The sequence below is a fragment of the Nostoc mirabile CHAB5784 genome, assembly GCF_020829645.1.
GTDB lineage: Bacteria > Cyanobacteriota > Cyanobacteriia > Cyanobacteriales > Nostocaceae > Nostoc > Nostoc mirabile.
This window is the reverse complement of record NZ_JAIVFS010000018.1, coordinates 61,314-88,186: the sequence shown is the minus strand read 5'-3', so window position 1 is coordinate 88,186 and position 26,873 is coordinate 61,314. Positions and strand designations below refer to the sequence as shown.

The 26,873-nt window shown below is 41.9% G+C and carries 21 protein-coding genes; 11 read left to right on the top strand and 10 right to left on the bottom strand.

What is annotated here, in order from left to right; translation table 11 throughout:
• Window positions 1–126 precede the first annotated feature (126 nt).
• The gene (locus tag LC653_RS14390; protein WP_229495117.1) at window positions 127–3,168 is read right to left on the bottom strand and encodes a hypothetical protein; all 3,042 of its coding nucleotides are present in this window, start codon (window positions 3,166–3,168) and stop codon (window positions 127–129) included.
• A 273-nt stretch (window positions 3,169–3,441) separates the two neighbouring features.
• Complete coding sequence (tnpA, locus tag LC653_RS14385; protein WP_229495151.1) at window positions 3,442–3,837, bottom strand: IS200/IS605 family transposase; 396 nt, start codon at window positions 3,835–3,837, stop codon at window positions 3,442–3,444.
• 89 nt (window positions 3,838–3,926) lie between these two features.
• Here tnpA and LC653_RS14380 point away from each other — a divergent pair, with 89 nt between their 5' ends.
• The 3 genes from LC653_RS14380 (at window position 3,927) to LC653_RS14370 (ending at window position 6,386) form a co-directional block, all read left to right on the top strand.
• Window positions 3,927–5,105: an RNA-guided endonuclease InsQ/TnpB family protein gene (locus LC653_RS14380; RefSeq protein WP_229495116.1), complete on the top strand. Its 1,179-nt coding sequence runs from the start codon at window positions 3,927–3,929 to the stop codon at window positions 5,103–5,105.
• Between the two features lie 522 nt (window positions 5,106–5,627).
• Window positions 5,628–5,825 (top strand): hypothetical protein, encoded by a 198-nt coding sequence (locus tag LC653_RS14375; RefSeq protein ID WP_100899263.1) that lies wholly within the window; start codon window positions 5,628–5,630, stop codon window positions 5,823–5,825.
• 81 nt (window positions 5,826–5,906) lie between these two features.
• Complete coding sequence (locus LC653_RS14370) at window positions 5,907–6,386, top strand: Tic20 family protein (protein ID WP_229495115.1); 480 nt, start codon at window positions 5,907–5,909, stop codon at window positions 6,384–6,386.
• 3 nt (window positions 6,387–6,389) lie between these two features.
• Here the strand turns inward: LC653_RS14370 and LC653_RS14365 are convergent, their stop codons facing one another.
• On the bottom strand, window positions 6,390–7,163 hold the full coding sequence (locus LC653_RS14365; RefSeq protein WP_229495114.1) for a fumarylacetoacetate hydrolase family protein: 774 nt from the start codon (window positions 7,161–7,163) through the stop codon (window positions 6,390–6,392).
• Between the two features lie 463 nt (window positions 7,164–7,626).
• On the opposite strand from LC653_RS14365, the gene rpsF reads away from it, so the two are divergent.
• Both rpsF and LC653_RS14355 read left to right on the top strand, forming a co-directional pair.
• Window positions 7,627–7,977, top strand: a complete 351-nt coding sequence (gene rpsF, locus LC653_RS14360) for a 30S ribosomal protein S6 (protein ID WP_229495113.1) — start codon at window positions 7,627–7,629, stop codon at window positions 7,975–7,977.
• Window positions 7,978–8,324: 347 nt separating this feature from the next.
• Entirely contained in the window at window positions 8,325–8,888 is a 564-nt protein-coding gene (locus LC653_RS14355) for an Npun_F5560 family protein (RefSeq protein ID WP_229495112.1), read from the top strand.
• An 802-nt stretch (window positions 8,889–9,690) separates the two neighbouring features.
• Here the strand turns inward: LC653_RS14355 and LC653_RS14350 are convergent.
• Window positions 9,691–10,044, bottom strand: a complete 354-nt coding sequence (locus LC653_RS14350) for an STAS domain-containing protein (protein ID WP_100899258.1) — start codon at window positions 10,042–10,044, stop codon at window positions 9,691–9,693.
• Window positions 10,045–10,531: 487 nt separating this feature from the next.
• Here LC653_RS14350 and LC653_RS14345 point away from each other — a divergent pair, with 487 nt between their 5' ends.
• A complete protein-coding gene (locus tag LC653_RS14345; protein WP_229495111.1) occupies window positions 10,532–11,164 on the top strand; it encodes a DedA family protein in 633 nt (210 codons plus the stop codon).
• A gap of 119 nt (window positions 11,165–11,283) precedes the next feature.
• On the opposite strand, the gene LC653_RS14340 is transcribed toward LC653_RS14345, so the two are convergent.
• From LC653_RS14340 to LC653_RS14320, 5 genes are all read right to left on the bottom strand, one after another.
• Complete coding sequence (locus LC653_RS14340; protein ID WP_229495110.1) at window positions 11,284–12,486, bottom strand: argininosuccinate synthase; 1,203 nt, start codon at window positions 12,484–12,486, stop codon at window positions 11,284–11,286.
• 283 nt (window positions 12,487–12,769) lie between these two features.
• Window positions 12,770–13,276 (bottom strand): PEP-CTERM sorting domain-containing protein, encoded by a 507-nt coding sequence (locus LC653_RS14335; RefSeq protein ID WP_229495109.1) that lies wholly within the window; start codon window positions 13,274–13,276, stop codon window positions 12,770–12,772.
• 417 nt (window positions 13,277–13,693) lie between these two features.
• Complete coding sequence (locus LC653_RS14330; protein ID WP_229495108.1) at window positions 13,694–15,655, bottom strand: alkaline phosphatase; 1,962 nt, start codon at window positions 15,653–15,655, stop codon at window positions 13,694–13,696.
• A gap of 230 nt (window positions 15,656–15,885) precedes the next feature.
• Entirely contained in the window at window positions 15,886–16,098 is a 213-nt protein-coding gene (locus LC653_RS14325; RefSeq protein WP_229495107.1) for a hypothetical protein, read from the bottom strand.
• Window positions 16,099–16,297: 199 nt separating this feature from the next.
• Window positions 16,298–17,290, bottom strand: coding sequence for a cation diffusion facilitator family transporter (locus tag LC653_RS14320; RefSeq protein ID WP_229495106.1), 993 nt, complete (start codon window positions 17,288–17,290; stop codon window positions 16,298–16,300).
• A gap of 857 nt (window positions 17,291–18,147) precedes the next feature.
• Here LC653_RS14320 and LC653_RS14315 point away from each other — a divergent pair.
• A complete protein-coding gene (locus LC653_RS14315) occupies window positions 18,148–18,708 on the top strand; it encodes a PEP-CTERM sorting domain-containing protein (protein ID WP_229495105.1) in 561 nt (186 codons plus the stop codon).
• Window positions 18,709–18,822: 114 nt separating this feature from the next.
• Here LC653_RS14315 and LC653_RS14310 read toward each other — a convergent pair whose 3' ends face one another.
• Window positions 18,823–20,985 (bottom strand): PhoX family protein, encoded by a 2,163-nt coding sequence (locus LC653_RS14310; protein ID WP_229495104.1) that lies wholly within the window; start codon window positions 20,983–20,985, stop codon window positions 18,823–18,825.
• A gap of 520 nt (window positions 20,986–21,505) precedes the next feature.
• Between LC653_RS14310 and LC653_RS14305 the strand changes: the two genes are divergently transcribed.
• From LC653_RS14305 to LC653_RS14290, 4 genes are all read left to right on the top strand, one after another.
• Window positions 21,506–22,471, top strand: coding sequence for a glycosyltransferase family 2 protein (locus LC653_RS14305; RefSeq protein ID WP_229495103.1), 966 nt, complete (start codon window positions 21,506–21,508; stop codon window positions 22,469–22,471).
• Window positions 22,472–22,814: 343 nt separating this feature from the next.
• Window positions 22,815–23,333 (top strand): hypothetical protein, encoded by a 519-nt coding sequence (locus tag LC653_RS14300; RefSeq protein ID WP_229486829.1) that lies wholly within the window; start codon window positions 22,815–22,817, stop codon window positions 23,331–23,333.
• Complete coding sequence (locus tag LC653_RS14295) at window positions 23,330–25,525, top strand: ATP-binding protein (RefSeq protein ID WP_229495102.1); 2,196 nt, start codon at window positions 23,330–23,332, stop codon at window positions 25,523–25,525. The genes LC653_RS14300 and LC653_RS14295 overlap by 4 nt, the downstream gene beginning before the upstream one ends.
• 67 nt (window positions 25,526–25,592) lie before the next feature.
• Window positions 25,593–26,858: a hypothetical protein gene (locus tag LC653_RS14290; protein ID WP_229486831.1), complete on the top strand. Its 1,266-nt coding sequence runs from the start codon at window positions 25,593–25,595 to the stop codon at window positions 26,856–26,858.
• Window positions 26,859–26,873 lie beyond the last annotated feature (15 nt).

The window sequence follows — 26,873 nt, the reverse complement described above, 5'->3', positions numbered from 1 at the left end:
GTCGTCCCAAGGGATGGGGCTTTTAACAAGAGTGGTTGTTGGGGAAGCGTCTTTTTCCCTACACCCCTACCACCATGCAACCCCTACACCCGCCCCAACGGGGCTTGGTTACTGGTTACTCGCCGATCACATACCCAGAAGTTCATCTAGCTGCAAGTTTGGCAAGTCTGGAGGAATCACAGTTCGCACTATTGTGACTTTGTGACTCTCCTGTTGGGTTGTCAGATCAAGTGCGATCGCTTCTAAGCGAATTTCTAAACAGCCAAAGGGAATATTTAATTGCGTCATCACTTCCAATCCTCCCAAGGCGTTAGGTAGCAAATTTGTCAGTAAATGGGGCCCCTCTAGTAACCAGCGAGTTTGATAATCTTCAAGCCATAACTTGACAACAACTTGGGGAGGTACTTCAGGCAGTACTACGCGCACTATGATAAATTTGCCAGCGATTAGTTCGCCGTCTGGTACATGCAGTTCTGGAATTGGCAAAGGCTCAATAGCTGCCGCAGTTATGGGTGGGGAAGAGGATAAACCTAACAGTGGTTGCTTCTCTTCTTCAAAAGAATCATTTTTCGTCCCATTGGCTTCCAGTTCACTATATGTATCATCTACAACGATTTCTTGCGCCAACCAAGCTGACGCTATATTCATTTTTATCGAAGGAGGGGGGGGCGGTAGTCGTCTTACCACCATTGAGACTGTTGGTTCGGATACTTTTTCTACTACCGGATCTTCCCCTGTTTCTAGATCAGCTTCCTTTGCTGTATCTGCATCTTCCCCAAAGTTCCCAAGATCAAAAACCGATTGCTCTTGAACTTCTTCCCATGTCTCTATATCACCATCCAGGCTTAACGGCAAGTTGACATCAACATTGGGAGTTTCAGCACTAAGAGAAAGCTGGGTCTGCTGGGCTGGAACATAGCTATCGTGGTCTTCAGGTTCCAGTTCATCGATGGATTCAGGCAAAGAGTATCTTTGGCTATGCATCCACTTCCTGAGCAGGGGAGATGAGTAAAGGTTACCTGTTGTAATGAATTGTGCATTTGGCTGGGCTTCTACCTCAGCAACAGATTCTTCCTGGAATTGTTCATTTGGCTGGGTTTCTACTTCAGCAACAGATTCTTCCTGGAATTGTGCATCATCTACTACCAATTCCAGTGTATTTTCATCAGCTACAGTTGTGTCCAACTGCGGTAAGTCTTCATTTGTTGGAACTTTCGCATTTGGAGGATTGTTTTTTACTTCTTCTGTATCATCTGGCAAAGCTTGTAGCCGTTTCAAGTATGGCAAAGTAGTGTCAAGTATTGGCATTCGACGTTGCTTGATGATCAACTGCTCCAAGTTGATGGCAACCATAGTAGCATCCTTTTCCAGAAGTTCCTCTTCTGTAGGGGCTTCTGTAACAACATCTGTGGGAGTATTGACATGGGTTTGAATAGGAGGCAGTTTCGGCAATTGAGGCGAAGTGCCTGAATTCTTTAAGTTAGATGTCCGCAGGATGGCTTCTCGCAGAACTTGTAAGTTAATTTGCGGTGGTAAAGGTGTATTTGGGGATGGATTGAGTATCTGAGACTGGTCTGTTTTTGGAATCTTGACCAGATTGAATAGTTTCAAATCGATCCTCCCAGCGGCCTCCGGCTCCATGACAACAGCAGACGAGTCCGCTGGTGCTATGGGGTAATTTAAGGATGTACTAGGTGTTGCTGCGGCTGTGATTGCCAGTAATTCTGTTACATCTGCTGTAATGGTGAAGAACTGGCTGGCTAACCGGATGACTTCAGCAACATCGGCGAATCGACCATACAAAGTGATATCTGCCAAAATTAACTTGGATTCAAAGTCAGCAGGAATATCAATTGAGGTATTGATAATGAAGGGCAACTCCTGATCTGGTAAGGGTTGCCGTACCTGGGTCAAGATTTTCGAGTTTTTGGGCGATCGCAGTTCAATTCCTAGTTCAAGCGCCCGCAGGCTTTTGGGCAATAATATTTCAGCCTGATCTAGATTTATCTTTTCTTTGAGTTCTATGTGCCCATTGATTGTAAGAGGCCGTCCCCAACGAGCAATGTAAGTATCCTGGTCTAAAGTTAGCAGTAATGGAGGCGATGGTTGTGTTGCTGGAGAATCTGTAACCTTTTCATCATTGAGCAGGGCTTCAGAATTGGGTAAAGCTAAATCTATTAAATTTTGTAAAATCTGCTCTGCCGTCTCACCTTTGAGCCACACAGGACTCACAGGCTCATCAATATCTTTTTCGGTTTCATCTAGCAGAACAGTGGTACTGGGGTTGCTATCTGTATCAATTCCCTGTTCTGTAGCGATCGCTTTATCTAGCGTAATTTCGGGTTCTTCTGGGGCAGTGCATTCTAAGTTCCCTTCATCTGGCACAACAATAGTAACGGGGTTGCTAACTGCCTGTTCCGTAGCGATCGCTTTATCTAGCGTAATTTCGGGTTCTTCTGGGGCAGTGTATTCTAAGTTCCCTTCATCTGGCACAACAATAGTAACGGGGTTGTCGTCTGTAGCAATTAGCAGTTCTGCAAAGACTGCGATCGCTTTATCTAGCGTAATTTCGGGTTCTTCTGGGGCAGTGTATTCTAAGTTCCTTTCATCTGGCACAACAATAGTAACGGGGTTGTCGTCTGTAGCAATTAGCAGTTCTGCAAAGACTGCGATCGCTTTATCTAGCGCAATTGCGGGTTCTTCTAGAGCTATACATTCCAAGTTTTCAGAAACAGTATCTGGGTGATCGGATGAATTTGATTCTACATTCTCCCCCTGCTCCCCCTGCAACGCCAGCCTCCTTTGCTCCCCCTCTACTTTCTGGCACAATACTTGAAGTTGCACACTGTATTGCCAAGATTTACCGAGTAGCTCCGACATCAAATCGCCCATACAGCGCAACTCCCAAACTCCCGGCTCGAAGTAGGTAAAAGGAATTAGCGCCATTAAGCCTTCTGAATTAGTGCGACGAGATCGCTTGAAAATTCGCCGCTTTGGTAGAACTTCCTGAGTTGAAGAGTGAGTTACCCGCACTTCCACGTCTGTATTAGGAAGGTTAGAACGAGCCAAAATTCTATACTCCCCTTCCAAAATTTCCAAATTTGGCGATTCTAGGATATGCCACGAGCGATCGCCTTGTTTCTGTATCAGAAATTGCCAGTGTTCCATTGTGAGTGATGCCCAGACCGACGAGCCGCCCAATTATATAGTGTATTAACTTGCTTGCAAGTTTACCCTAGTATTTTGTAAATGCATCCTTTAAATGGCTATCTACTTAACTCAGTTTTACAAAGAATAGAGCAGAAAGCCCACCAGCAACAATCTAAAAATCCAAAAAATTTTTAGATTGTTGCGTCCTTCAGGGGTGGGGACGCGAATAATGCGGGAACACTGCGATACCCGCATTTTCGCTCATGAATGCGTAGCGCCTTTAGGCGCAGTCTATCTTGTCTTTTGGTTGGCAATATATTTTTTGATTGTTTCACTTGATGCGTCTCCTGCTGTTCCACAAAAATAACTCCTAGTCCACATTGAAGGGAGTCTTAGTAGATGTGGAAACTCAAGTCTTAGCACTCTTGATGTATATCCTTTCAATCTAAACATTATTTGATCTGGGGCTAATGTTGGAGGGCAGCTAACAAAAAGATGTACATGGTCTTCCATTATTTCGAGAGCTATGATTTCACAATCTAGCAATGAAGTTTTTTCATACAATAATTCTTCGAGTCTTTTAGCCACATTTCCAATAAGTACTTTTTTCCTTCTTTTTGGTATCCAAACAAAATGGTAGTTAATTAAAGTAACCGAGGTTGTTTTATGTCTGGATTTGCTTGTCATTTTTAAAGTTTTGGTAAAGTTTTGGTCAATAGCTTGCATATATCAACCATAGCATAGTACGCTATATTTATCGTCAATAGGTCGAAGCGATGCTAGTTTTAGAAGCTAAGTTAAAAGGTAAACAAAGTCAGTACAACTCATTAGATGAAGTAATTAGAACTGCTTTGTTTATTCGTAACAAGGCTTTAAGACATTGGATGGATAATAAAAATGTTGGCAAGAATGACCTTCAAAAACTTTGTGCTGTCTTGGCTAAAGAATTTGATTTTGCTGACAAGCTTAACTCTATGGCACGTAAAGCTTCTGCTGATAGAGCATGGTTTGCAATTAAACGTTTTTATGATAACTGCAAAACCAATAACCCTGGTAAAAAGGGATTCCCACGATTCAAAAAACGTGGGAATTCTGTAGAGTACAAGACTTCAGGATGGAAACTTTCTGCCGATAAAAAATACATCACATTCACTGATGGATTTAACGCAGGAAGGTTCAAATTGATTGGTACTCGTGACCTGAGCTTCTACCCTATCAAAAAGATTAAGCGAGTCAGAATAGTTAAACGTGCTGATGGTTATTATTGTCAAGTTTGTGTTGACGTAGAACGCAAAGATGAACATCAACAAAATGGCAAACAACTTGGAATTGATGTAGGACTTGAGTTTTTCTACACTGATTCTGATGGTAATACAGTTGAAAATCCCAGACTACTACGGAAATCAGAAAAGGCGTTAAAGCGTAAGCAACGCAAAGTTTCTAAATGTAAAAAACGTTCTTCTAATCGCCATAAAGTTGTTAAAAAATTAGCTAAAAAACACCTCAAGGTAAGTAGACAGCGTAAAGACTTTGCTGTAAAGACAGCAAGGGCGCTTGTCCAATCTAGCGATTTGGTAGTCTATGAAGACTTGCTTGTTTTGAATATGGTCAAAAACCACCATTTAGCTAAATCTATCAGCGATGCATCGTGGTCATTGTTCACTGATTGGGTGGACTACTACGCCAAAGTTTTTGATACTTGGGCGATAGCTGTTTCACCCCACTACACAAGTCTTGACTGCTCTGTTTGTGGGACGCGAGTTAAGAAATCTTTGTCTACTCGTACCCATAAATGTCATGAATGCGGAACAGTTATGCACCGTGACCACAATGCAGCAAAACAAATATTGGCGAAAGGACTTAAAAATACGGTAGGGCATACCGAAATCAACGCTTCTGGACAGAACGACCTCTGTTTAGGTGGGGAAACTCCTCTAAATAAGTTGGCTGGATGAAAGAAGAATCCCACACCTTTAAGGTGTGGGAGTGTCAATAACTTGACTTCTGGCACTTTAACTAGTCCCATCAAGGGAATTTCAATCGATCGCTATGTTGCTTGTGCGTAAAGCTTTTGTTGTTTCCTGAATATTAATTTTGACACTCTCCAGTGCTAAATTAACACGGTTGCAATAAATACCCTTACCTGTATATGCTCAACTTAGTGCGAATGTTTTCGTATTATTTTTTACCAAAATCTTCATTTACAATAAATAGGCACAACATACAATAAAGAAAGATTCACTTGACAATTGTTATTAAATTGTGATTGCCCACATTTTTGCTACAAAGAGTTAGGATGTGGCTCTTAAGTGTCCTCTGCGATCGCCCACGGCGGGCACAAAGCGCCATCGCAAATCACAACACTAACCGCGCAGCACGCGCCCAACCTACAAAGCAGCGTTTCTTTAAACCTCTACAAAGCGTATCCTCACCTGAGTAGAATGTGGGTGACAATGAGGATTTACAGGAGGGATTCGATGCTAGTCATTTTAATGGACGAGCAAATCCTTGCCCCTGAGCAAGTTTGCCAGTCTTGTTTACTCGCTGACAGGAGCGGTCAACCCCGTTGGCGTGGGGGTCAACTGCGTTGTGGTCAAGCCATTCGCAAACTTACTCAACAGCAGCCAGACCAGTATGAGTGTGTAATGGGTTTTCGCATCGCCTATATAGAATAGTTGAATTTGCCAGCAAGACCAAGCAACTGCGTTATCCTAAGCTCAAGTAACTATAAAAATTTAACCACAGGAGAACGCATAATGTCTTGGCGTGGGTCTACAACGGTTTCAGATCGAATTTTTGCTTCCTTGCCTTATTTGCTGCCCCTAGTTGATGGTTTAGTTTTTGGCAGGTTTTTATTGAATCAGTTTCCAGCACTACAAGTTCTGCTTTTACCGCTGCAACCAGTGCTAATAATTTACGGTAGTTTAGGACAAATTGGACAAATAATTGTGTTCTTTGCCTTGTTCCTATTAGTGGTAAGAAACGAAAAAATCAGTCACTTCATTCGTTTCAACACAATGCAGGCGATTCTTTTGGACATAGTTATATTTTTGTGTTCCATACTGGTGCGAGTTTTAGCACAGGTTCCTGGTACTGGCTTTGCAATAGAAACAGTAGCTAACACCATCTTTTTAGGCGTTGTAGCAGCAGTTGGATATTCCGCCGTTCAGTCTCTACTGGGACGTTATGCGGAAATTCCGGCGATTTCCGATGCAGTGTATATGCAGGTGCGTTAGAAGTTAACGGGGCGCTACGGTGTTTTCCAGGCGACCAATACCTTCAATTTCGACGCGGACGCGATCGCCTGGATGCAAGGGACTTACACCCTCCGGCGTACCTGTAAGCACCAAATCACCCGGTAGTAGCGTCATAACCTGACTGATATAAGAAACTAGAACATCGGGGGAAAACACCATCTGATCTATACAGGCAGATTGGACTGGATTGGCGTCGTCATTCACAAAAGTTTGCAATCTCGCTCCTGGATTTAATTCCCGCACGATCCAAGGCCCCAAGGGACAGAAAGTATCAAAACCTTTGGCTCGCGTCCATTGACCATCCCGTTTTTGTAAATCCCGCGCTGTTACGTCATTGGCAATGGTGTAGCCCCAAATTTTCGTTTGGGCTACCTCTGGTGTACATTCAAAGGCGTAATCGCCAATCACTAACGCTAACTCTCCTTCGTAGTCAACTCTTTGTGACTGGGGAGGATACTTAATTTCCCTCTCAGATGGAATGACCGACGTGGGTGGCTTGAGAAAGATTAGTGGCTCAGAAGGGACTGGAGTTCGCATTTCAGCTGCATGATCTGCATAATTCTTACCCACCGCCACAATTTTTGAGGGAGCGCAGGGAGCCAGAATTTGGTAATTTTCTGGTGTCAAAGTTAAATCAGTGGGTTGTCCTTGTAACCAGGGCGGAGCATCTAGCACCTGCACATTCAGGGATAGTTGTAGTAACCCATAGTAAATCTGTCCTTCTTGATTTTGAATTCGCACATAGCGTTGCGCCATAACCTTGATGAATATCCTTTTATCTGCTTTTTTGTTGCTGTGAGCGGGTAGCAATCATCAGTTAGCTTTTTAGCGAACCGATTGAGCCTTGAGCCTAAAAGCGATCGCTCGCTATAATATATGTCTTAGGGAAAGATACCCATTGGCAAGGCTGATAGCTTGATCAATCTTTTCAAAAAAAAGACTACCTACGTTCACTGCCGTCTCATCATTCCCCTTGCGGGTGAGTGAGAGATTTTTTTGGAATAAAGCTAACGAAATATGGGAGCCGGGAAGCGACCTAGTTTTCATTAGGACATCCAAAAAATTCAAATTTTGGCAATTTGACTAATGATTCAAATTTAAAACTGGTAAGATTATAGTTCCTTGTTGCTTCAGATGTTGATTAATACTGGCATTTTAAATTAATTTAGGTATAAATTAGCATCAGCAGCCATTTCTGTCCATAAGGAGACTGAAAAATATGACTACTAGTTACGAAACAATGTACATTCTCCGCCCTGACTTGGGAGACGAACAGGTAGAGCAAGCAATTACTAAATATCAGAATTTGCTTCGTGACCAAGGCGCCCAGGATATGCAAATTCAAAATCGTGGTAAGCGTCGTCTTGCTTATGAAATCAAAAAACACCGCGATGGCATCTACATCCAGTTAAACTACACTGCGCCTGCAACTGCGATCGCCCCTTTTGAACGCGCCATGCGCTTAAGTGAAGAAGTGATTCGCTATTTGACAGTTAAGCAGGAAGCCGAAGAGGAAAAACCTCCTAAAGAGGAAAAAGAAAAACCCACTAAAGTGACAGCAACGGTCTAAGGAGTAGGGAATAGGGAGATGAGGGAGATGAGGAAGAAGCAGGGGAGCAGGGAGCAGGGGGCAGGGGGAGATGAAGAAGCAGTTGTTGCTGGGGGCAAGGGGTCGAATAAAAAATTATCTTTTTCTCTCTCCCCTCTGCTCCCAGCAAGAACTGCCCCTCTGCCTCTTTCCACTCCCCACTCCCCACTCCCCACTCCCTAATACTCCATCCCATTCAATAAAATTTTGTTTTTTCTTTTTTCGTAACTTGGTTGGGAATGCTAAATTAAAAAATACTTGCCAAAGGTAGTACTCCCGCAGTTATACCTAAGAGTGGACAAGATTCTGAATGGGAGCTGTAAGCTACTGTGAGCCAATCTGATACACCCAATATTCAAGTTCTCTCTACGGAAGTATCGCAGCTACGCCAAGAGTTGCAACTTCGCGATTCCTTAGTGCAACAACTATCTCAAGAACTTTTCCGGCTGGTAAAGGGTAACACTAGTTTTATGCCCCAGCAGCCGGAGCCTGAGCGCGATCTGACCCAGTTACAGGCTTTGCAAGAACAACTCCAAGCTGTGGAGCAGCAGGTGGCGTTCTACCAAGAGCAAATTACAACTCGTGACTCCGAAATTTACCAATTGCGGCAGTCAGTTCAAGAACTCACCGATCGCACTCGGATGTTGGAGCAAGTAGTACAAGAATTGCCTCAAATTTACCGTCGGAAGTTTGAGGAGCGGATGACGCCAGTGAGAGAAAAGGTAGCAATGCTACAACGGGAAAACCGCCAACTACAAGCAGAACTGCAAAGTGTGAGTTACCGTTTAGCACTCAAAACTCGCAATGCTAGTCATAGTGGCATTGATTTGCCAAATTTTCCCCGCCCAGCATCCGACGAAGAAACTAACATTTCGACTCCCCAGAACGCCTAAATTTATCATTATAGTGGAATCGAAAAGGTAAAAAATTGCCGCGACAAAGTGTTTTGGATACATGCAATTAGTACACTAAAGCAATAAATAACAACTATGGAGTTTTGACACTCTCAGGGCTAAAGTAAAGCCACGCTCGATTCTGCGGACAGAATTAGATTTATAGCCTAACTCTCGCTACGACTGTCAAAGATCGTCTACTGAGTTGATTAAGCAATATACCTAATTTTCCCGCTACTTTTCTTAGGCTATAAAAAATAGCTTCTGGTTGGGGAGTTTCCCAGTCTTCTGCTATCCAAATAGTAATTAGAGAATATAAAAACCTAAGCGACTAAAGTCGCACGAGTGGTCACTGAGCAAGCTGTTGTGTCGCTTGTATCTCAACCCTAAAGGTACTGAGGTTTACGCTTACCGAGTATTTCTATAAATAACGCAAAGGCTGATAATATAACCTTTCTTACCTCCGCTTTTTTGCACTAGTTACGTCGGTTATAGAACAATTAGCTCAAAGTAATTTGAAAAGCCCTGTCTTTCAAAAGCTGGGGAGTCTCACAAATAATTGCATTGTTTTGACCGATTTGAGTCATTTCTTACTTCACTGCTTTAGGTAGATGGCTTCCAACAAGCAGATTCATTCATCTACTTATTGATATTAACTACGTCAAAGCCATGAGTTTCGCTCAACATTCTTCTCTAGAAAAAAAGAAAATCAGCCTGCTAGCACCAGACTGTTCTCTTTGAGAATATGAAAAAATCCAAATATTGCTTGACTCCACCATCCATCTATAGGTAGATTTATTATCTAGCCTGCTAGCACCAGACTGTTTTCTTTAACAGTGGAAAAAATGTCTTCGTAAGTGGGAAAAATTTCAAATACTGAATCTAGTTGGGTAAGTTCCAAAATTAACCGTACAGGAGCTTGCACGTTGCAGAGAACCAAGCGGCAACCACTCTGACGTGCAGCTTTCAACCCTTTTACTAAGGGGACTAACCCAGAACTGTCCATGAAATTGACTTCTGCTAGGTCGATAACCCAGAGTTGATGAGCTTGGGGCACGACTCTAGCCATCTGTTCACTCAAAGTCTTGCCGCCTTCCAAATCTATGCTTGCTTGGGGTTTAAATAAAATAACTTGAAGTTCTTGTGTGAGAATCATGAATTTAACAGGGTAGTTGGAACACTTGAAAAAAATTGAAAAAAGACATCAATACCTCTTCTCTTTCAACAGCAAAATTACTGTTTTACCCTGATATTGGGGTAAGCGCAGCCGTGCAGTTGAGAGGAATTATTTCAGTATTCATGCCGTATAATTTGTGATAACTTTCATCAATATAGGCATAAACGCCTAACAATTTCGGTATCAACCGTATCTTTTACAAGATTTTCATCATTTAACTGGATATTTATAAATTTTTTATAAATATTTTAATTTGTTTGTAATAAATTATAAACTTGTGCTATGAACCTCTAAAAAATGCATAGTTAATAGTAAAAAATTAATAGTTACCATAGGCTATAACTTATGGATTATTCAGAATTAAAGTAATCACTCAATGGCTCTATGTAGCGGTTTAATTGACACCCCGCCCATAAACAAGCAAAGATATAATAAAAGTAAAAATTTGTAAAGACGGCGGTACGGGATGTCTTTAGATCTGATTTCACTAGAAAATATCCAGGAAGTCGCCCACACTTACGGGTATTGGGCAATTTTTTTGGGAATTTTGCTAGAAAATTTAGGCATTCCCCTTCCTGGCGAAACCGTGACCTTAGTAGGCGGGTTTCTAGCTGGCAGCGATGAACTGAATTTCTGGCTGGTTCTCGGTGATGCAATTATGGGTGCTGTAATTGGTGGCACTTGTGGCTATTGGGTTGGTAGGGTTAGCGGCTGGCCTTTTTTGGTAAAAGTTGGTAGGATATTTCGGATTTCTGAAGTGCGGCTGCTGACTATCAAAGAACAATTTAGTCAAAATTCTGCTAAAGCAGTATTTTTTGGACGTTTTCTGGCATTGTTGCGAGTTTTTGCTGCACCACTAGCTGGTATAGCCGAAATGCCCTTTGGAAAATTCTTTTTATACAACTTTTTAGGAGCAGTTGCTTGGGCTAGTTTGATGGTGACATTGGCTTTTTTTGCTGGCAAAATTGTCTCTTTAGAGCAATTGGTTGCTTGGGTGGGTCAATTTGCGATCGCAGCGTTACTGATCTTGGCTGCCTTAATTATTGTGCCTCTGTGGCTAGAGTCTCGCCAGGTTAAGGAAGCCAGTAATGAGGAGTGAGGAGTGAGGAGTGAGGAGTGAGGAGTAGAGTAAAAAGTTATTTTTTTAACTTTCACTTTTGTATTTTGATTTTTTAACTCCTAACTCCTGTAGAGACGCGATTAATCGCGTCTCTACTCCTAACCTCTAACTTGCTGCGACCAAATGCGAGTTGGTAGCCCCCAAACGTAGATAAAGCCTTCAGCAGCTTTGTGGTCAAATTGGTCTTCGGCTCCGTAGGTTGCCAAATCGGGAGTATAGAGAGAATTATCGCTCGAACGTCCAACTATCGTAGAGTTGCCCTTGAACAACTTCACTCGCACAGTTCCAGAGACTCGCTCTTGTGTCTTTTGAATAAAGGCATCCAGGGCAACTTTGAGTGGACTGTACCACAAACCGTTGTAAACGATTTGGCTGTAAGTCTCTTCAATCCCACGCTTGTAATGGGTGACATCTGCCGTCAAAGTCAAACTTTCTAAATCCCTATGTGCCTGAATTAGCACCAACATTGCGGGTGATTCGTAGATTTCCCGCGATTTGATGCCCACCAGACGGTTCTCGATCATGTCGATCCGTCCGATACCGTGATTTCCTGCCGCCTGATTGAGTTCTTCAATTAGTTCAACTGGCTTTTTAGCTATACCGTTGAGGGTTGTCGGAATACCACCGTGGAAGCCAATTTCGATGTACTCTGGCTCGTTGGGAGTGTCCGCGATCGCTTTGGTCATCTCATAAATTTCTTCTGGTGGCTCAAATGACGGATCTTCGAGTAAACCAGCTTCAATGCTACGACCAAGCAAATTCTTGTCAATGCTGTAGGGAGAGGATTTTTTGACTGGTGAGGGGATACCAAACTTTTCCCCATAAGCGATCGTTTCCTCACGGCTCATTCCCCATTCTCTGGCTGGTGCGAGGATTTTTAGGTTGGGGTTTAAGGCGGTTACAGAGACATCAAAGCGAACCTGATCGTTACCTTTGCCGGTGCAACCGTGAGCGATCGCATCAGCACCATATTTTTCGGCTGTTTCTACTAATACCTTAGCAATCAGTGGACGAGCAAGGGCAGTTCCGAGAGGATAACGATTTTCATAAAGGGCGTTGGCTTGAATCGCTCCAAAGGCGTAATCTTTAACGAAGCTGTCTTTGACATCCGCCACGAGGGATTCACTTGCACCCGATTTCAGAGCTTTTTCTCGAACTGGCTCTAATTCATCTCCCTGGCCTAAATCTGCTGCTAGGGTAATCACCTCTTCCACACCCCACTCCTGTTTGAGGTAAGGGATGCAAACAGAGGTATCCACTCCACCAGAATATGCCAGGACAACCTTTTTGGCGCGACCCATTAATTTCTCCAGTTAGGAAAACAAACAATGAGTCATTATTATATCTAAACAATCGATGTATATTTTATTCATGCAACAATTGATAGGTTAATTAACTGCAAACCCAGACATTACCGTTAACTCTGTCTGATGCTAATAAAACGATGTAGCAATCCTAAATTATTATGTGAATAACAAGATTCCCTAACTTTTTAGAAAAATTGGGAATCTGAGCTTTGAGATTTTATAATTTTAAAAATTTGCGGGGTGGATAATCCCACCCCGTTATTCTTGATAATTTGGTTTAAGCTTTTGTGCTTGATGGTTTAGAAGATGCTATCTTTTTACTCAAGAACAAACTCAACCCGAATACAGACAATCCAAGCATTAAACTAGGTTCTGGAACACTGGTATAAGTGACAGTCTGAACACCCGTACTAGTTGAATCGTTCAGATTGATAAAATTTTCGCGGTAGAGATTAAAAGCGCTAGGTGTAAAATACAATCCTAAACCCGCTTGGTTAAAAATTGTTCCCGAAAAGTCGGTGAAAACTGACGCTAAAGGATCATCCGCTTCAGTGTATGACTGTCCACCATAGGTAGCAGAAATCTTTAAACCTTCTGCGATCATTACTTCTTGATCGTCTGCTGCTGCTTGGTCGAATGAAAAAGTGCCTGTGAGAGTTTTATCGTCGTTAGAAAAATTATAAGTTACGGCTGCTGCTTGAGCAGGGATAGTCTCCCCTAACGAAAAAATCAAAGCAGTTCCTACCGTTGCAGCTGCTAACTTCTTGAAGATGGAGTCAGTCATTTTTTCCCTTGATAAAAGAACAAATGCAATAATACCGCAATAGTTTTTTGAGACAGAGACGTGTGTTACCACGTCTCTGCAACAGAAAGCTTTTCAGTTATAGGACTTACGCACGGGTAACGGAAAACGTAGACGCTGCATCGGCAAGCCGTCCGGCTACCACAGAGAAGCCAGTGCGCCCTTGCGGTTAAGAGACTTGTCCCTTGCGCGTCTCCCCTTGGGAGAAGCAACTGGCGCGGCGCAGAGAAGCCAGTGCGCCCTTGCGGTTAAGAGACTTGTTCGCTCAAGCGCGTTCCCGTTCGCGCAGCGTCTCCGTCAGGAGAAGGGTAGCAACTGGCGCGTCACGGAGGAATGAGAGTTTGAGAGGGTTTTTGCGTAAGTCCTAAGTTAGTGTCTTAGTGAAGCGGTGTATTCAATTTACGGACTTGCGATCGCAGTTTTCATGGCTTGGAAGATATGACTTTGGTCAACCACGCCCCGAACACCAGGCACATTGTAAGTTCCAGAGCTATCTTTAATCTGGAAGCCTTGTCCTAGCGATCGGGTCAGAGTTGATGCGTAAGCACCTTGGTAGTAAACAGGTACAACCCGGCGGCTATGGCTACCCCAGAGATATTTGTAATTTGGATCAGACCCCCAGAAGTGACCAGCATCAGTAGGATTGTGCTTGACAAAGGTGATGTCTTTGGCGTTATATTTCAAGCCTCTAGCGTGATTTGCGTCAGAATTGGGAGTCAATTGAGAGGCAAAGTCATTATTCAGAGTTAGGTAATGGTCATGGTCAGCAGTAACCAGTAGCAGGTTCTTGCTCCAACCACCATGATCATTTACCCAACTAATGACCTGCTGGACTGCCTTATCAAAATCATTCATGGTACCAATCAGGTTATCCATGTTGTTGTCATGAGCAGCCCAGTCGATATCGCCTCCCTCAACCATCAGCCAGAAGCCATCTTTGTCTTTACCTAAAACGGTTAAAGCTGCTTTGGTTAAATCAGCCAAAGTTGGATTTTCGTTAATCTCTTTAGCGATAAAGCTGGCATCAGTTTCACCAGGAGCCAAAGGACGGACAGTATCGGGTGCAGGAGCATTAGGAGCGATGGGATTTCCATCTGCATCAATGACAGGAACACAATCCCCAGCAGTACCAGTAATTATCTGACCTGATGGACAGGTATCCGGAGTTCCAGCCTTGACAACAGAGGTATAGAGAGAGAAGTTGTCCAGACCTGTCAAACTATAGTCTCCCTTAGAAGAACTAACAGGAATGTTGCCATTTTGTCCACGGGCACCATACAGACCAAATAATTTGCCTCCCTTGTTGGGGTCGATTTTAGTAGCCGTGTTTAGCAGTGTCTTAGCTGCATTAGGGCCACGTTCCAAAAAGGTATAGCCGTAACGATTGGACGTAGGATTATTCTTCAGATGCTGGTAAGTGTCTTCTGTAATGTACGTATACTTAAAGACACCCTCTGCTGTACTTGTACTTTCTCTATTTTCAAAATCTTTGGGATGACCGCCACCCAACAAAATATTGGGCTGAAAGTTGAGCAATGTCTGTTGCAAAATGCTGTCTTGGTTGGTCTTGCTGGGGTCGTAAACACTGTCGTACTTACTACGACGATTTACGAAAGAAGCCGCAGCACCAGGCGTTGCATGGCTAACAGGTACGGAAGTGACCAAGCCTGTAGACTTACCTTTTTCTTTGGCAATTTCTAGGATGGTTTTCAACTTCTTCTCGTAAATGTCTACCCCCATCGCATTGTTAAAGCTCTTTACTCCCGTATACAGAGTTGTAGCTGTGTTAGCAGAGTCGGGATAACTGTACTTGATGTAATCTTTGTCATAAGTACCAGAGTTAGCAGGGGTCAAAGGAACCCAAGGAACAGGGCCGCCCTTACTGATGTCATAACCCGCTAGATTACCATCCTCTAGGCTATTACCATCAGCTCTATTACCAGGGTTAAAAGGAGTAGGCTGGAATGAAAAGTTGGGACGAAGAGGACTTGCAGCAGTCACTGTATTAGACCCATCCAGAGCAGAGTTACCTGTTAGATGGGGCTGGTCTGTTGGATTGGCTGGTGTATTTCCCTGAATAGTTGTGCCGTAAGTAGTCACCAATCCATATCCAGTTAGCTTTTGGAAGCTAAGACCTGAGCCTTTACCACTTGTGTAAAAAGGAGCGCCTTTGGCAACGGCTGCGGCCCGTGCCATATTCCAACCCATACCATCGCCAATCATGATAATTACGTTAATTCCATTACCAGCGGCCATAGTGGGCTGAAAAACAGAATTACCAAATACCAGTAGAACGGTACAAAGCAAGCCAGCCATAGTAAGGGCTAGAAATCGCTTGTACTTTTGCAAAAATGAAATCATTGCAGTGTGCCTTAAAGTTAATTGAGCAAGTGTTAGGGCGTGTTTTCAAAGTCTTAGATCCCCCCCAACCCCCCGATAAATTGGGGGGCAAAGAGTCTTTTAAAGTCCCCCAATTTATCGGGGAGCCACTGCGGTCTTGGGGTCTCCCCAAGTGAAGCAAGTGGCGTGGATTTAGGGGGATCTAAAAAGTTATGGGGCAAAATGAGTAGTTTGAAAACACGCCCTAGCCGTTAATACTGATAAAAATTTGGTTCTAGATGACTAGCACCAAAATCTGAGTATGTAGCAGTCACATCTGGCACAGTTGAGGCTGTGGCTTGACTTTGCTCAGAAGCGGTTGCTGGTTGTTGATTTGATGTTCCCAAGAACAACAAAGCTGCCATAACCAGACCAGATATAAACCAAGCCAAGGCGCGTTTATACTGTTTCAGTAATGAAATCATTTTGGATTTTTGAATGAGAGTTATCATCAGGAAACCTCTTTGTAAATAACCGAGTTGCAATCAGCGTTCGCTATGCTTTGACAATTAGAAAAAATGCCAATAAGCATTATTTTAAATATTCTTTAAAAACTAAATATAGACAGGGAAATTTACTACAAATATTTTGTTATTTATAGTGATAATTAGTAGGATTATCTATTTATCTATGTTCCAGGTTTGAATTTGTTTGACTTGCAGACAACATGAAAATTAAATCTTGGTTAAATAAAGGATGAATTGGCAGCGCTGAAGGTTTTTTACAGCTAGTTAACTGCAAAGTTATCTCAGCAATATTAAAAGTTTTTCGGATGTGAGTTTCCAACTTATTGAGTAAGCGATCGCGTTCTTGGATAGTTGCACATTCAACTGTCAAATTGGCACAAAGCATTACCTTATCTAAGCTAATTGTCCAAATGTGAAGTTTTTCTACTTGAACAACACCAGGAAAAGATTTGAGAGATATTTCCACCTCAACGGGGTCTATTGATTCCGGTGCATACTCCAAAAAAATCTTTAAACTTTCTTGTACTAAAGGTAAAGCACTCAAACCCGTAAAAGTTGCAACGAGTAAACTGATAGCAACATCTGCCCACCACCAATCCCAAAGATGAACTGCTAAAGCAGCTATAATTACGCCAACAGAACTAACAGTATCGGCGATGACATGAAGCAAAGCTCCCCGCAAGTTTAAGTTGTCGTGAGTGTGCGGATGAAGCAAAGTAATATTGAGCAGATTGACGATTAAACCTAATACCGCAATTGCTAACATTGGTATGCCTAAAATTGCTGCTGGATGTTGCCAGCGTTGAATAGCTTCCAATATAATAAAAGTAGCGATCGCAAGTAAACCTAACCCATTCAATAAAGCTGCTAAAACTTCGAGTCGCTGATTTCCAAAGGTTGCTTTTTTATTAGCTGGTTGCTGTGCTAAAAAACTGGCAACTAGCGATATAGCCAAGGCTGTAATATCCGATAATATGTGTCCCGCATCCGCCTGTAAAGATAAACTTTGACTCCATAAGCCCACACTCCATTCAGCAACAAAAAAAACAGCCAGTAAACCTACTGTTATCCATAAATTTTTTGCTTTCTGGTAATTATTAACTACTTTTACAGAATCATCTGCACATCCACACCATTGAAGTGAAACCATTATTCAAAAACCTTTTTGTACAGTAGTAACTTCAAAACTTCCCACGAGTCGTATCTATGGCGAGGATTTTCTCAATTCGGAATGTATATCCTTAAATATTGTCTTTGAACAGGCTACGCTTAAAAACTTTTTACCCATGCCTTTTTTATAAAATTACTTACCAATCTCAAAATATGTTTTTGTATATTCAGAAATAGACTATTACCAGAAAAAATATGTGCCTATTAAAACATTATCCTACTTAATTTAAGAAATGGTAATGCTTGTGTTAAAATCAGAAATTAAAGCAGATTAAAACTTGCAATTTCCAGCAATCATCCTGTTAATTATTTGTTACTAATTACACATGAGTTTATTGGTAATCAAAACTTGCGATCGACCTCCCATTCTCCCTAAGAGGATGATAACCATTATCTTTTAAGATTTTACTGATATAGCTGATAAACACCTTTTTGATGCGCGATATACCTGGAGAAATATAGATTGAAAATAAGAATATTTTTTACTGATTTATCTAACTTTTGAATAAAATTTTAAAATTTATGAGCTTCAGATTTGCATATTCACTTACTATTAATAGGGTTTGATGAATTATTTCCATCTAATTTCATGACAATTTGATAGAAACAAAAATGTTGTTAATGACAGCGATTTAAAGTCAGAGGTTTGAAACTTTTTGATACTGAGTGGATGAGTTGAATTTTTCCTTCACAGGAAATTTATATATACATGACAAGCTTAAAGATTTTATAAAAATACTCTTTTGTTTGATATTTCTTAACCTGTACAGAGTGGTTAAAAGCTTATTTAAATGAAATTACAGGATTATTCATTTTTGAACTTTGGAGTATTTTTTGATGAAATTAGCTAAAAATCTTGGCATTGCTACTATTGCAGCTACCATCTTTGTTACTGCTATTGGGGCTAATCCAACGCAAGCTGCTTTAGTTAATTACGGTTTCACTGTAAATGCCACATCTGGTGATAATCCCGGTCAGTATTTCGGCTCTTTTCAATACGATGACTCGACTTTAACCAATACAGGTCTTGAGACATTGGGAGTTGAGAATGGATTAGCAGTTGCATTCAACTACTTAGGTACTAACTATACAGAGGTAGATGATACTGATTTCAACAGTTTTCCTCTAATCAGCTTTAATAATGGCGAAGTTCTGGGACTAAGCTATTTTGTTGCAGACCAGTTTGCTCTCGGAAGTGAGCCAAACACTCCAGATGTAGGAGGAAACAAGTTTTTTGTGATTGACCAATCAGTAAACACAACACAGGTGGGTACTGTAAGCTACGCTAAAGTACCAGAACCGTTAGCTGTTGGTGGTACGGCTATTGCTGGTGTTATGGGATTGTGGATGCAACGTAAGAAGAGAGCAACAAAAGTTGTGGTTAACTGTAGAAAATAAGTAAATCACCTTATCCTTGCCCGTGTTTAGGTTAAGGATTAAGGTGATTTAAAACTATTTAAGATACTGTAGTGACAAAGGAGCGATCGCTAAATAAATCTGTTCCTATCGTCTTTAAAGACCACCAACAACGCCACCATCATTACGGGTAATTACTACCACTGATGAACGTGGGCGACCTGATGGGCCATACCCTTGACTGTTAGGCCAATTGCTGGCAATCGTGGGATTCGAGGTAGTTCCACGATCGCCTGGGTGCTGGATGTTGATAAACATCGCTTTGCCATCGGGTGTGCTGGTAATACCAGTTACCTCACAATCCGTAGGGCTGGTTAAGAAGCGCCTAACTTGTTTAGTGTTGGGGTCAGCACACGACATGGTGTTGCTACCGATGTTTACCAAATCACCGATACCATCACCTGCGTGGTCAGTCTGAACCCAGAGGCGGCCGAAGTCGTCGAACCACAGACCATCTGGTGAACTTAAGTCGTCACCTTTAATGTTGCCCTGAAGATTTGGTTCGGGTCTAGTTTTGTCCCCAGCTTCAAAGAAGATATCCCATTTGAAGGTAGTTGTTGTAACTTTACGTCCATCCTCGCGCCAGCGAATGATGTGACCGTAACGGTTGTCAGGACGTGGGTTGGGAGCATTCACGGGAGGACGCGCACCGCCTGCTGCTGTTGTGCCGTCTGGCTGGTTGGAGGAAACTGGAGTTGTGCCCCGACGATTATTGTTGGTCAATGTGCAGTAGACTTCAATCTCTTTATATCGGCCGATGCGAGGACGCACAGCTACCCACTCTGGGCGATCCATCATGGTTGCGCCGACGCGATCGCCAGCTTGTCTTGTCTTGACAAGCACCTCAGCTTGACTTCTGAAACCATTTTCTGGTGTCAAACCACGCTGACCGTAGACCAAAGGAATCCACTCACCAGTACCGTTGTCATTGAATTTGGCAACGTACAGAACACCGTTGTCGAGCAAATCGCGGTTAGCAGAACAATTTCCGGGATTGAAAGGTTGGGCACAAACGAACTTGTAGATATACTCGTTGCGCTCGTCGTCACCCTGATAGAAAGCAACACGGTTATTGTCGTCAACAACAACCTGAGCGCTCTCATGCTTGAACCGACCAAGAGCAGTGCGCTTGACTGGTTTGCTTTGCGGATCGTAGGGATCAATCTCAACCACCCAGCCAAATAAATGGGGTTCGAGTGGGTTGGTGCTGGCATCGAAGCGTGGATCAACCTCAGTCCAGCGATAGATAGATGATGTTGAAACGCCGTACCGATTTTGTCCTGCCAGGATATCAGACTTTTCGATGCCTGGAATTGCAACTACATCTCGTGTGGGATTAGCAAAGTAGCCGTTCCAGTTTTCTTCGCAGGTCAAGTAAGTGCCCCAAGGAGTGTAGCCATTGGCGCAGTTGTTGAGCGTACCATAAGCGGTATAGCCGTCGTTCAGCGTCCCGGTGTCAACAGAGCCAGTTGGCTGAATTGAAAACTTTTTTGACTTTAACAGTGCATTGCCAGCCGCAGGCCCCGATACTCGCATCTCGGTGTTACCGGTAATACGGCGACCATAAGGCGAATTGCGATTGAAACTCCACTCATTGCCGTTTTTGGAAATTTCCACAACAGACACGCCATGAGCAGCCTGAGACTTTCGTACCTTCGCAATTGTGACTGTATCCAGACCATCTGGATGCAAAATTGATTCCTGGGTGTATTCATGGTTCACGCACAGCAGACCAGTATTGATTGGCTGGTTTAAAAAGCCCCTGAGTGATCTTGTTTGTGAACTTACTGTTCGACCAACAACATTCCCTCGCTGTAAAGGGAAGTAGTACATACCGTCATTGTGCATACCAAACTGCTTTTCTTGAGCAGCTGCATCTTGAGAGGCATCTGGTAGCCAAGTTGGGCCACCAGGCGCGATCGGATCTCCCCAAGCAATCAGTACTTTGGCTGTATAACCTTCAGGAACACTCACAAGATCCTTTTCCAGCAGCCCTGTAGCTGGGTTGAGTAGATTCGGTGGGATGCTCTTAAAGCCTATGCCAGCAAATCCCGTTCCCTTGGGAATCGGAGCTGCATCAACACTTTGGAGAAAGCCACCGATAGAAACATCGCCCAGAACAGTTAGCACCGACGTACCTACAGCCGTCATGATAAACCGCCGCCGACTCAGACTAACGCGGTCAATCACATCACGAATTGACTCGTTACCAGATGGGTTGAGGGTCAAATTGTTTTTAGGGTGAAAGCGTCCTTTCATTCTTTGTTCTCCATTTAAGGCTTACGAGGTTGTTATTCAGTTCATCTCTCAATAACATGAGTAATTTGGTAAAGGAAAACTTTAAATATTTACATAAATTACTTCGATATTTATTGAAACTTGACACTTTTTTAACAGCCAATAAATAGCAGTGAATAACAAATTAAGACTGGCTGATGCTGCTTACGCAGACAAAAATTCTCAAGTTGTTATTAATTTAAGTACTAAGTATTAACATCAGGTTATATATTGATTAATTAAAATTTATAGACTGTTATTTTTTACGAAAAAATTAGCTTTAAAACAGGAATCAGACTTCAGACATAAAGTCCTGTAACTGTAAAATCAAAATAATATTGAACAGACATACAAAAATGCATATTTTCAGATTTAAACGTGGTAAACTTATATACCTATTTTTAAATGCCCAGCAAATATTGCATTATTAGCAGATTGACCATTTCGGTAACCAGAATTAGACAAGGAACAGTGTCAGCGTCGCATCTGTCCTATTCTGGAGATGGATAGTGTTGTGGGTGAAACCGTGTTTTTCAGCGTTGTGATACCGACTTATAATCGCCAACCGATTTTAGAAAAATGTCTCCGCGCTTTGGAGGTGCAGGAGTTAAGTCAGCCAAGTTCGATTACTGATTACGAGATTGTCTTAGTGGATGATGGTTCTACTGATGGCACATTGGAGTGGTTAGCAGGACATCAAGAAGAGTTTCCCCATGTGCGATGCTTTCAGCAAGACCATGCTGGCCCAGCTGCGGCTCGGAATTTGGGGGTAGAACAGGCGCTGGGAGATACAATTATCTTTATTGATAGCGATCTAGTGGTACTGGATAATTTCTTACAAGCTCACGCTGAGGCGCTAGTGCAGGGAAAGGAGAAATTGGGAAGCGATCGCTTTTTCACTTACGGTGCAGTTATTAATACTTGTAATTTCGATAACCCAACTGCTGAACCCTACAAAGTAACAGATTTTTCAGCAGCTTTTTTTGCTACTGGAAATGTAGCAATTCCTAAATATTGGCTAGAGAAAACGGGACTTTTTGACACTAGTTTTCAACTCTATGGCTGGGAAGATTTAGAACTAGGTGTACGGCTAAAAAAACTAGGTTTGACACTAATTAAATGTCCAGAAGCCGTAGGATATCACTGGCATCCAGCATTTAAATTAGAGCAAATTCCCCGATTGATTGACCAAGAAATTCAACGCGGACGTATGGGAGTTTTGTTTTATCAAAAACATCCCACATGGGAAGTGCGAATGATGATTCAAATGACTTGGCTGCATCGTTTACTTTGGGGCATTCTTTCACTCAATGGTACGCTAAATGAACGAACGATGGCTCCATTGTTGCAATGGCTAATTAACTTAGGTAAACCACAATTAGCTTTAGAAATTGCCCGAATTTTCCTCAACTGGTATAACGTGAAGGGTGTTTATCAAGCTTATGCCGAAATGCAACAAACATCTTGATTAAAAATTGAGGTGCAAGCAGGGTGCGATTTTAATTTGGCTTCAAATCAGGGATGTGTCCAAGTAATTGTACAACCTTGGCTACCTAAAAACAGTTTTCCTTGTAACAGCAATATTTCAACTACTTCATCAAAATGTAAGTGCAGGGTTTGATTGCAACTTTTAATAATTAGTATAATAAGCTACGGTTATCTTGATTGAATCCAGAGCCTGAAAATATTAGGCATAGGGCATTTGCTAAATTTTCTCCCTAAATCTGGAAAATAATCCGAAATACTTTGATTTGCATTTGAATCTTAATGTATTATCTTGTTGCAGCATACATAAGTGAGATGCGCTTCATATGCCAAAGTACAGCGTTAGCGAAGTTTTAGAGATTATCAAAAATCTCACACCCTCAGAAAAGTTGGAATTGCAACAGTCTTTACCTAGCGTTTTAGACCCTATATCTACTGCTGCGAAAGCTGCAAAATCCCATTCGCAGAATATTGCAGGGATCAACATTGGTGATGGAAACTCTGATATTGGATTTAATCAGCTTCAGGCAGATCAAGGAAGCAGCGTCAATCAAAACAGAACTGAAGCTAAAGTTGAGAATGCTGATGTGCAATCAGCCTTAAAGTTACTCTTAACATTAAAAGAAGATATTGTAGCAAGTAATTCCCTCAACTCGATAGAAAAGAAAACTTTAGAAGTGCCGATAAAGACAATCGAAGAGGAATTGAAAAAGCCCAAGCCAGATAAGAACTTAGTAGAACAATCAATTGAAGCATTGAAAAAAGGTTTAACAGGCGTGGCAGAACTAGCTGACCCAGTGTTGAAATTAGCTCCTCTAGTTGCTAAGGTCTGGGCGGGGATATGAGCCAAGAATTTCCTAATAGCCAGGATGAAGTTAGGCAAAATATTAGTAATATTTCGATAGGTGACAGTAACGTTGTTACCTTTAACCAAACTCAAATTCTACAAATCTCTATTGAGGAGATTAAAACCCGTCAATTTCGAGAAAATTCACCCTACAAAGGCTTAAAGAAGTTTGAGCCGGAAGATAAAGATATCTTTTTTGGGCGCGATCAATTTCTTACGGGTTTGGTAAATGAACTAGAACAGACTAACCTAATTTTGTTATTAGGAGCCAGTGGTAGTGGTAAATCATCAGTTGTGCGTGCAGGGCTGATTCCTTGGCTAGTACAAAAAAAGGGGTCACAGTTAGTACACTTTATGTTTACTCCAGATGCTGACCCGTTTGAATCTTTTTATGCCAGCTTACTTAGTAAATATAGGCAATCTGAAGCCCAAATTGCCCGTGAAGCAAAAGTTGATACTCTAACTCAGGTGGTGACGAGGTTAAAACAGTCTGAGTCTTATTGGTTCATCTTAATTGACCAGTTTGAGGAATTATTCACTACCACTCAACCACAAAAGTGTGCTCAGTTTATTGCTAGCTTGGTGAATTGGAGTAAAACCAAGCAGCCAAACGTGAAAATTATCGCAACAATGCGGGCTGATTTTCTTGATAGGTTAAGCCCTTATCCCCAACTAGTAAAAGCTACACAGAAACATCGTCCATTGATTGCAGAAATGCAAGCTGATGAGTTGCGATTGGCAATTGAACAACCTGCGGCACATCATGGTGTCGTGTTTGAAACTGGCTTAGTAGGGGAAATTATTAAGGATATCCAGGGACAAGCAGGTTATTTACCGTTATTACAATACACTTTGAATTTACTTTGGGAAACAGAAATAAATAGTAGCAGTATCCAAGATCGGACATTAAATACCAGCACTTACCGTCAGTTAGGTGGTGTTAGAGGAGCGCTGCAACAACGGGTAGATTCCATTTATGGAGCATTAACAAAACAAGAAAAGTTAGCTGCTCAGAGTATTTTTTTAAAACTGGTTGACATCGGTAAAGATTCTGAATCTGGTACTGAATGGAGACCAGTTCGCAGAAGGGCTTTGATGTTTGAGTTTAGTAATGAACTTGAGCGCATTGTACTGGTGAAGTTGATTAATGAGAATTTATTGGTGAGTAATAGCCAATCAATACCTCAAGAATCTACAGTGGAAATTACTCATGAAACGCTGCTGACTTCTTGGACTAATTTAAATATTTGGATTCAGGAAAATCGTCAGGCTATAGCTCTACGTAATAGGCTCAATGACGATGTTGCACATTGGCAAGTCAAGAAAGCAGACGATGAACTATGGGCTGGTTCCAAGTTGGAGCAGATTTTAGAACTGCGAAAGGATTCAACGTTTAATCAAATTTTGGGTGGGTTTAGTCCGACTGCGAATCAGTTTATTGATGCTAGTGTAGGGTTGCGCGATCGCCTGCAAAGACGGAGAATTGCAGTTGCGATCGCCTTCGCAATTGGTGGAATATTGTTTGGGTTGCAGCAATGGTATTTTGGACAGGAGCAACAGAGGTTTAAACAAACCAATGATGCTGTTTTTCTCGGCACAGATACGACAAAAATTCTCAATTCCTTACCCGATTTTCTCAAAGAAGCAGACAGTCTGAGAAATGAAGGAAATATAGAGCGATCGCTACCTTACTACCGCCAGGTAAGAGCAGCGACTGTCAAACTTCTCAGGAACTTCAAGGAAAATCCTCAAGAAAAATTAAAAATACAAAAATTATCAGATAAATCTGAGGAATCTCTAGCACAGGTAATTCAAGCAAAGCTATTTAAAAATCTTGAAAATGACTTAAAGAATGGTCATTATGATGATGCACTAAAAAAAACCTATGACATTTTAATGTCAGACAAAATGGGAGCAGGGGCTGACATAAACCAGAATTCTATCCTAGATAGTCAATACGAAGCAGATATTATCCCTTGTAAAACTTTAATTGACATAAGAGAACAGTGGCTGAAATATACTAAGAAAACTTGTGATTGGTATGGATTAGACCCCTATCAAGCTCCAAATTGTACAGTTCTAAATCAAGAAACTCTTACTACTTCAATATTTCAATTTCCCTACGATCATGCAATCCAAAGGATTAATTTATGCTATAAAAAATTCCAAATACCTGTTTTAAGTGAGTAGCTAAATCTAGTTGATTGTACTAATAAAATCACCACTATTTTTCATTATTTGTACACCTTAAACCAGTATGAGCAATACAAATCATTTAAATCTGCTAAAGCCTGCTACAGCAGCGTTACTGATTCCTTTGTACATTTTGACAACTTGTATCACAAGCTATGCTGAAATCCCTGAAACTGCGGTGATTAATTACGCATCCGATCCTGGAGTGAGACTGCTTCTAGGTGCTACAGACTCTGGCAAGGCTCTGGCAGGACAGCGAATGCAAAAGTATAAAGATGCTATAGGAATTCCTGCTTCTAAGAAATCCCTGTCACGGCTTAGTCTACGAAACCAAATAGATAGTCAAATTGGAGGATTAGTACAAGCTGGGCCTGCTTCTGTCACTTCTGCTTACACATTTCCTTGTAAGGTAAGTGGTTCTGTTTTATACGGGTGGCGGCAACGTAGCAGTTCATGTAGTGATAGATTATGGGTAGTACCAGTAGGATCTCAGTTGCATAGCTCCAAAGTTCCACCTTCAGGCTCTAAAAATACTTACAGTACGACAGCCTCTAAAAATCTCCTGCAAGCTCAAGCTTCTACCGATCTAGTTAGATATTACTGTAGTACAGTAGCCAACCCAAAAATGGGTCAGTGGATGACCTCAACAGGTTCACTTTCACCGGAAGCTGCTTGCCAGGAAGCAACCCAAAAATGTGAAGCAAGTACAGGCGGCAAATGTTTAGTGGCAAGCTTGGGTGAGTGGAATGTCAACGATCCCGATTTAGTGGTATCGATGCAGTGTGCTAGTAATAAAACTACTGAAATTTCGGCACTTACTCGCAAAGGCAATGGCTCGGTGATAGACAAATTGCTGTCAGAAATAGAGCAGATGTCTCTATTTGTTAACGCGATTAACTGCGTACCTAGTATTTACCACCCTAACGAGCTGATTGTTTCACCAATGAAGGATGAACTTACTTTAATCCAAACCAATAATGTTAATGGCAATTTAGAAATTAATGTTTTGGTTGGAACTGTTAATATCGTATCGGTTAAAAGACCCACTGGATTCAAGGTACCAAAAGGGTTCAGTTATCGCTTAAGCGAGGGTAATCTTACTAGGATAGACTGCGATAATATACTCCAATCACAGCCTGTTCAGGAGTTCTTAAACACTGCTAACTGGCCCCAAGAGGCCGCAGAGCAACTGCAAGGTTACCGTTCGGGTTTCTGTAAGTCTCCTGACCGACCTACACGACCTACACGTACTGGTCCTGTTATTATAATTAGTCCTGGAGGTGGAGGTGGAGGTGGAGGTAGACAAACTACACCTAGCGCTAATGAGTAATAACAAGTTCTAGTT

Excerpts from the sequence above, each read along its gene's own strand:
- LC653_RS14310 (WP_229495104.1), bottom strand. The coding sequence starts at position 20,985 with ATGAAAGGACGCTTTCACCCTAAAAACAATTTGACCCTCAACCCATCT.
- tnpA (WP_229495151.1), bottom strand. The coding sequence starts at position 3,837 with ATGACAAGCAAATCCAGACATAAAACAACCTCGGTTACTTTAATTAAC.
- LC653_RS14365 (WP_229495114.1), bottom strand. The coding sequence starts at position 7,163 with ATGGCGCAACGCTATGTGCGAATTCAAAATCAAGAAGGACAGATTTAC.
- LC653_RS14315 (WP_229495105.1), top strand. The coding sequence starts at position 18,148 with ATGAAATTAGCTAAAAATCTTGGCATTGCTACTATTGCAGCTACCATC.
- LC653_RS14330 (WP_229495108.1), bottom strand. The coding sequence starts at position 15,655 with ATGATTTCATTTTTGCAAAAGTACAAGCGATTTCTAGCCCTTACTATG.
- LC653_RS14305 (WP_229495103.1), top strand. The coding sequence starts at position 21,506 with ATGGATAGTGTTGTGGGTGAAACCGTGTTTTTCAGCGTTGTGATACCG.
- LC653_RS14300 (WP_229486829.1), top strand. The coding sequence starts at position 22,815 with ATGCCAAAGTACAGCGTTAGCGAAGTTTTAGAGATTATCAAAAATCTC.
- LC653_RS14325 (WP_229495107.1), bottom strand. The coding sequence starts at position 16,098 with ATGATTTCATTACTGAAACAGTATAAACGCGCCTTGGCTTGGTTTATA.
- LC653_RS14340 (WP_229495110.1), bottom strand. The coding sequence starts at position 12,486 with ATGGGTCGCGCCAAAAAGGTTGTCCTGGCATATTCTGGTGGAGTGGAT.
- LC653_RS14370 (WP_229495115.1), top strand. The coding sequence starts at position 5,907 with ATGTCTTGGCGTGGGTCTACAACGGTTTCAGATCGAATTTTTGCTTCC.
- rpsF (WP_229495113.1), top strand. The coding sequence starts at position 7,627 with ATGACTACTAGTTACGAAACAATGTACATTCTCCGCCCTGACTTGGGA.
- LC653_RS14375 (WP_100899263.1), top strand. The coding sequence starts at position 5,628 with ATGCTAGTCATTTTAATGGACGAGCAAATCCTTGCCCCTGAGCAAGTT.
- LC653_RS14380 (WP_229495116.1), top strand. The coding sequence starts at position 3,927 with ATGCTAGTTTTAGAAGCTAAGTTAAAAGGTAAACAAAGTCAGTACAAC.
- LC653_RS14390 (WP_229495117.1), bottom strand. The coding sequence starts at position 3,168 with ATGGAACACTGGCAATTTCTGATACAGAAACAAGGCGATCGCTCGTGG.
- LC653_RS14335 (WP_229495109.1), bottom strand. The coding sequence starts at position 13,276 with ATGACTGACTCCATCTTCAAGAAGTTAGCAGCTGCAACGGTAGGAACT.
- LC653_RS14295 (WP_229495102.1), top strand. The coding sequence starts at position 23,330 with ATGAGCCAAGAATTTCCTAATAGCCAGGATGAAGTTAGGCAAAATATT.
- LC653_RS14320 (WP_229495106.1), bottom strand. The coding sequence starts at position 17,290 with ATGGTTTCACTTCAATGGTGTGGATGTGCAGATGATTCTGTAAAAGTA.
- LC653_RS14350 (WP_100899258.1), bottom strand. The coding sequence starts at position 10,044 with ATGATTCTCACACAAGAACTTCAAGTTATTTTATTTAAACCCCAAGCA.
- LC653_RS14290 (WP_229486831.1), top strand. The coding sequence starts at position 25,593 with ATGAGCAATACAAATCATTTAAATCTGCTAAAGCCTGCTACAGCAGCG.
- LC653_RS14345 (WP_229495111.1), top strand. The coding sequence starts at position 10,532 with ATGTCTTTAGATCTGATTTCACTAGAAAATATCCAGGAAGTCGCCCAC.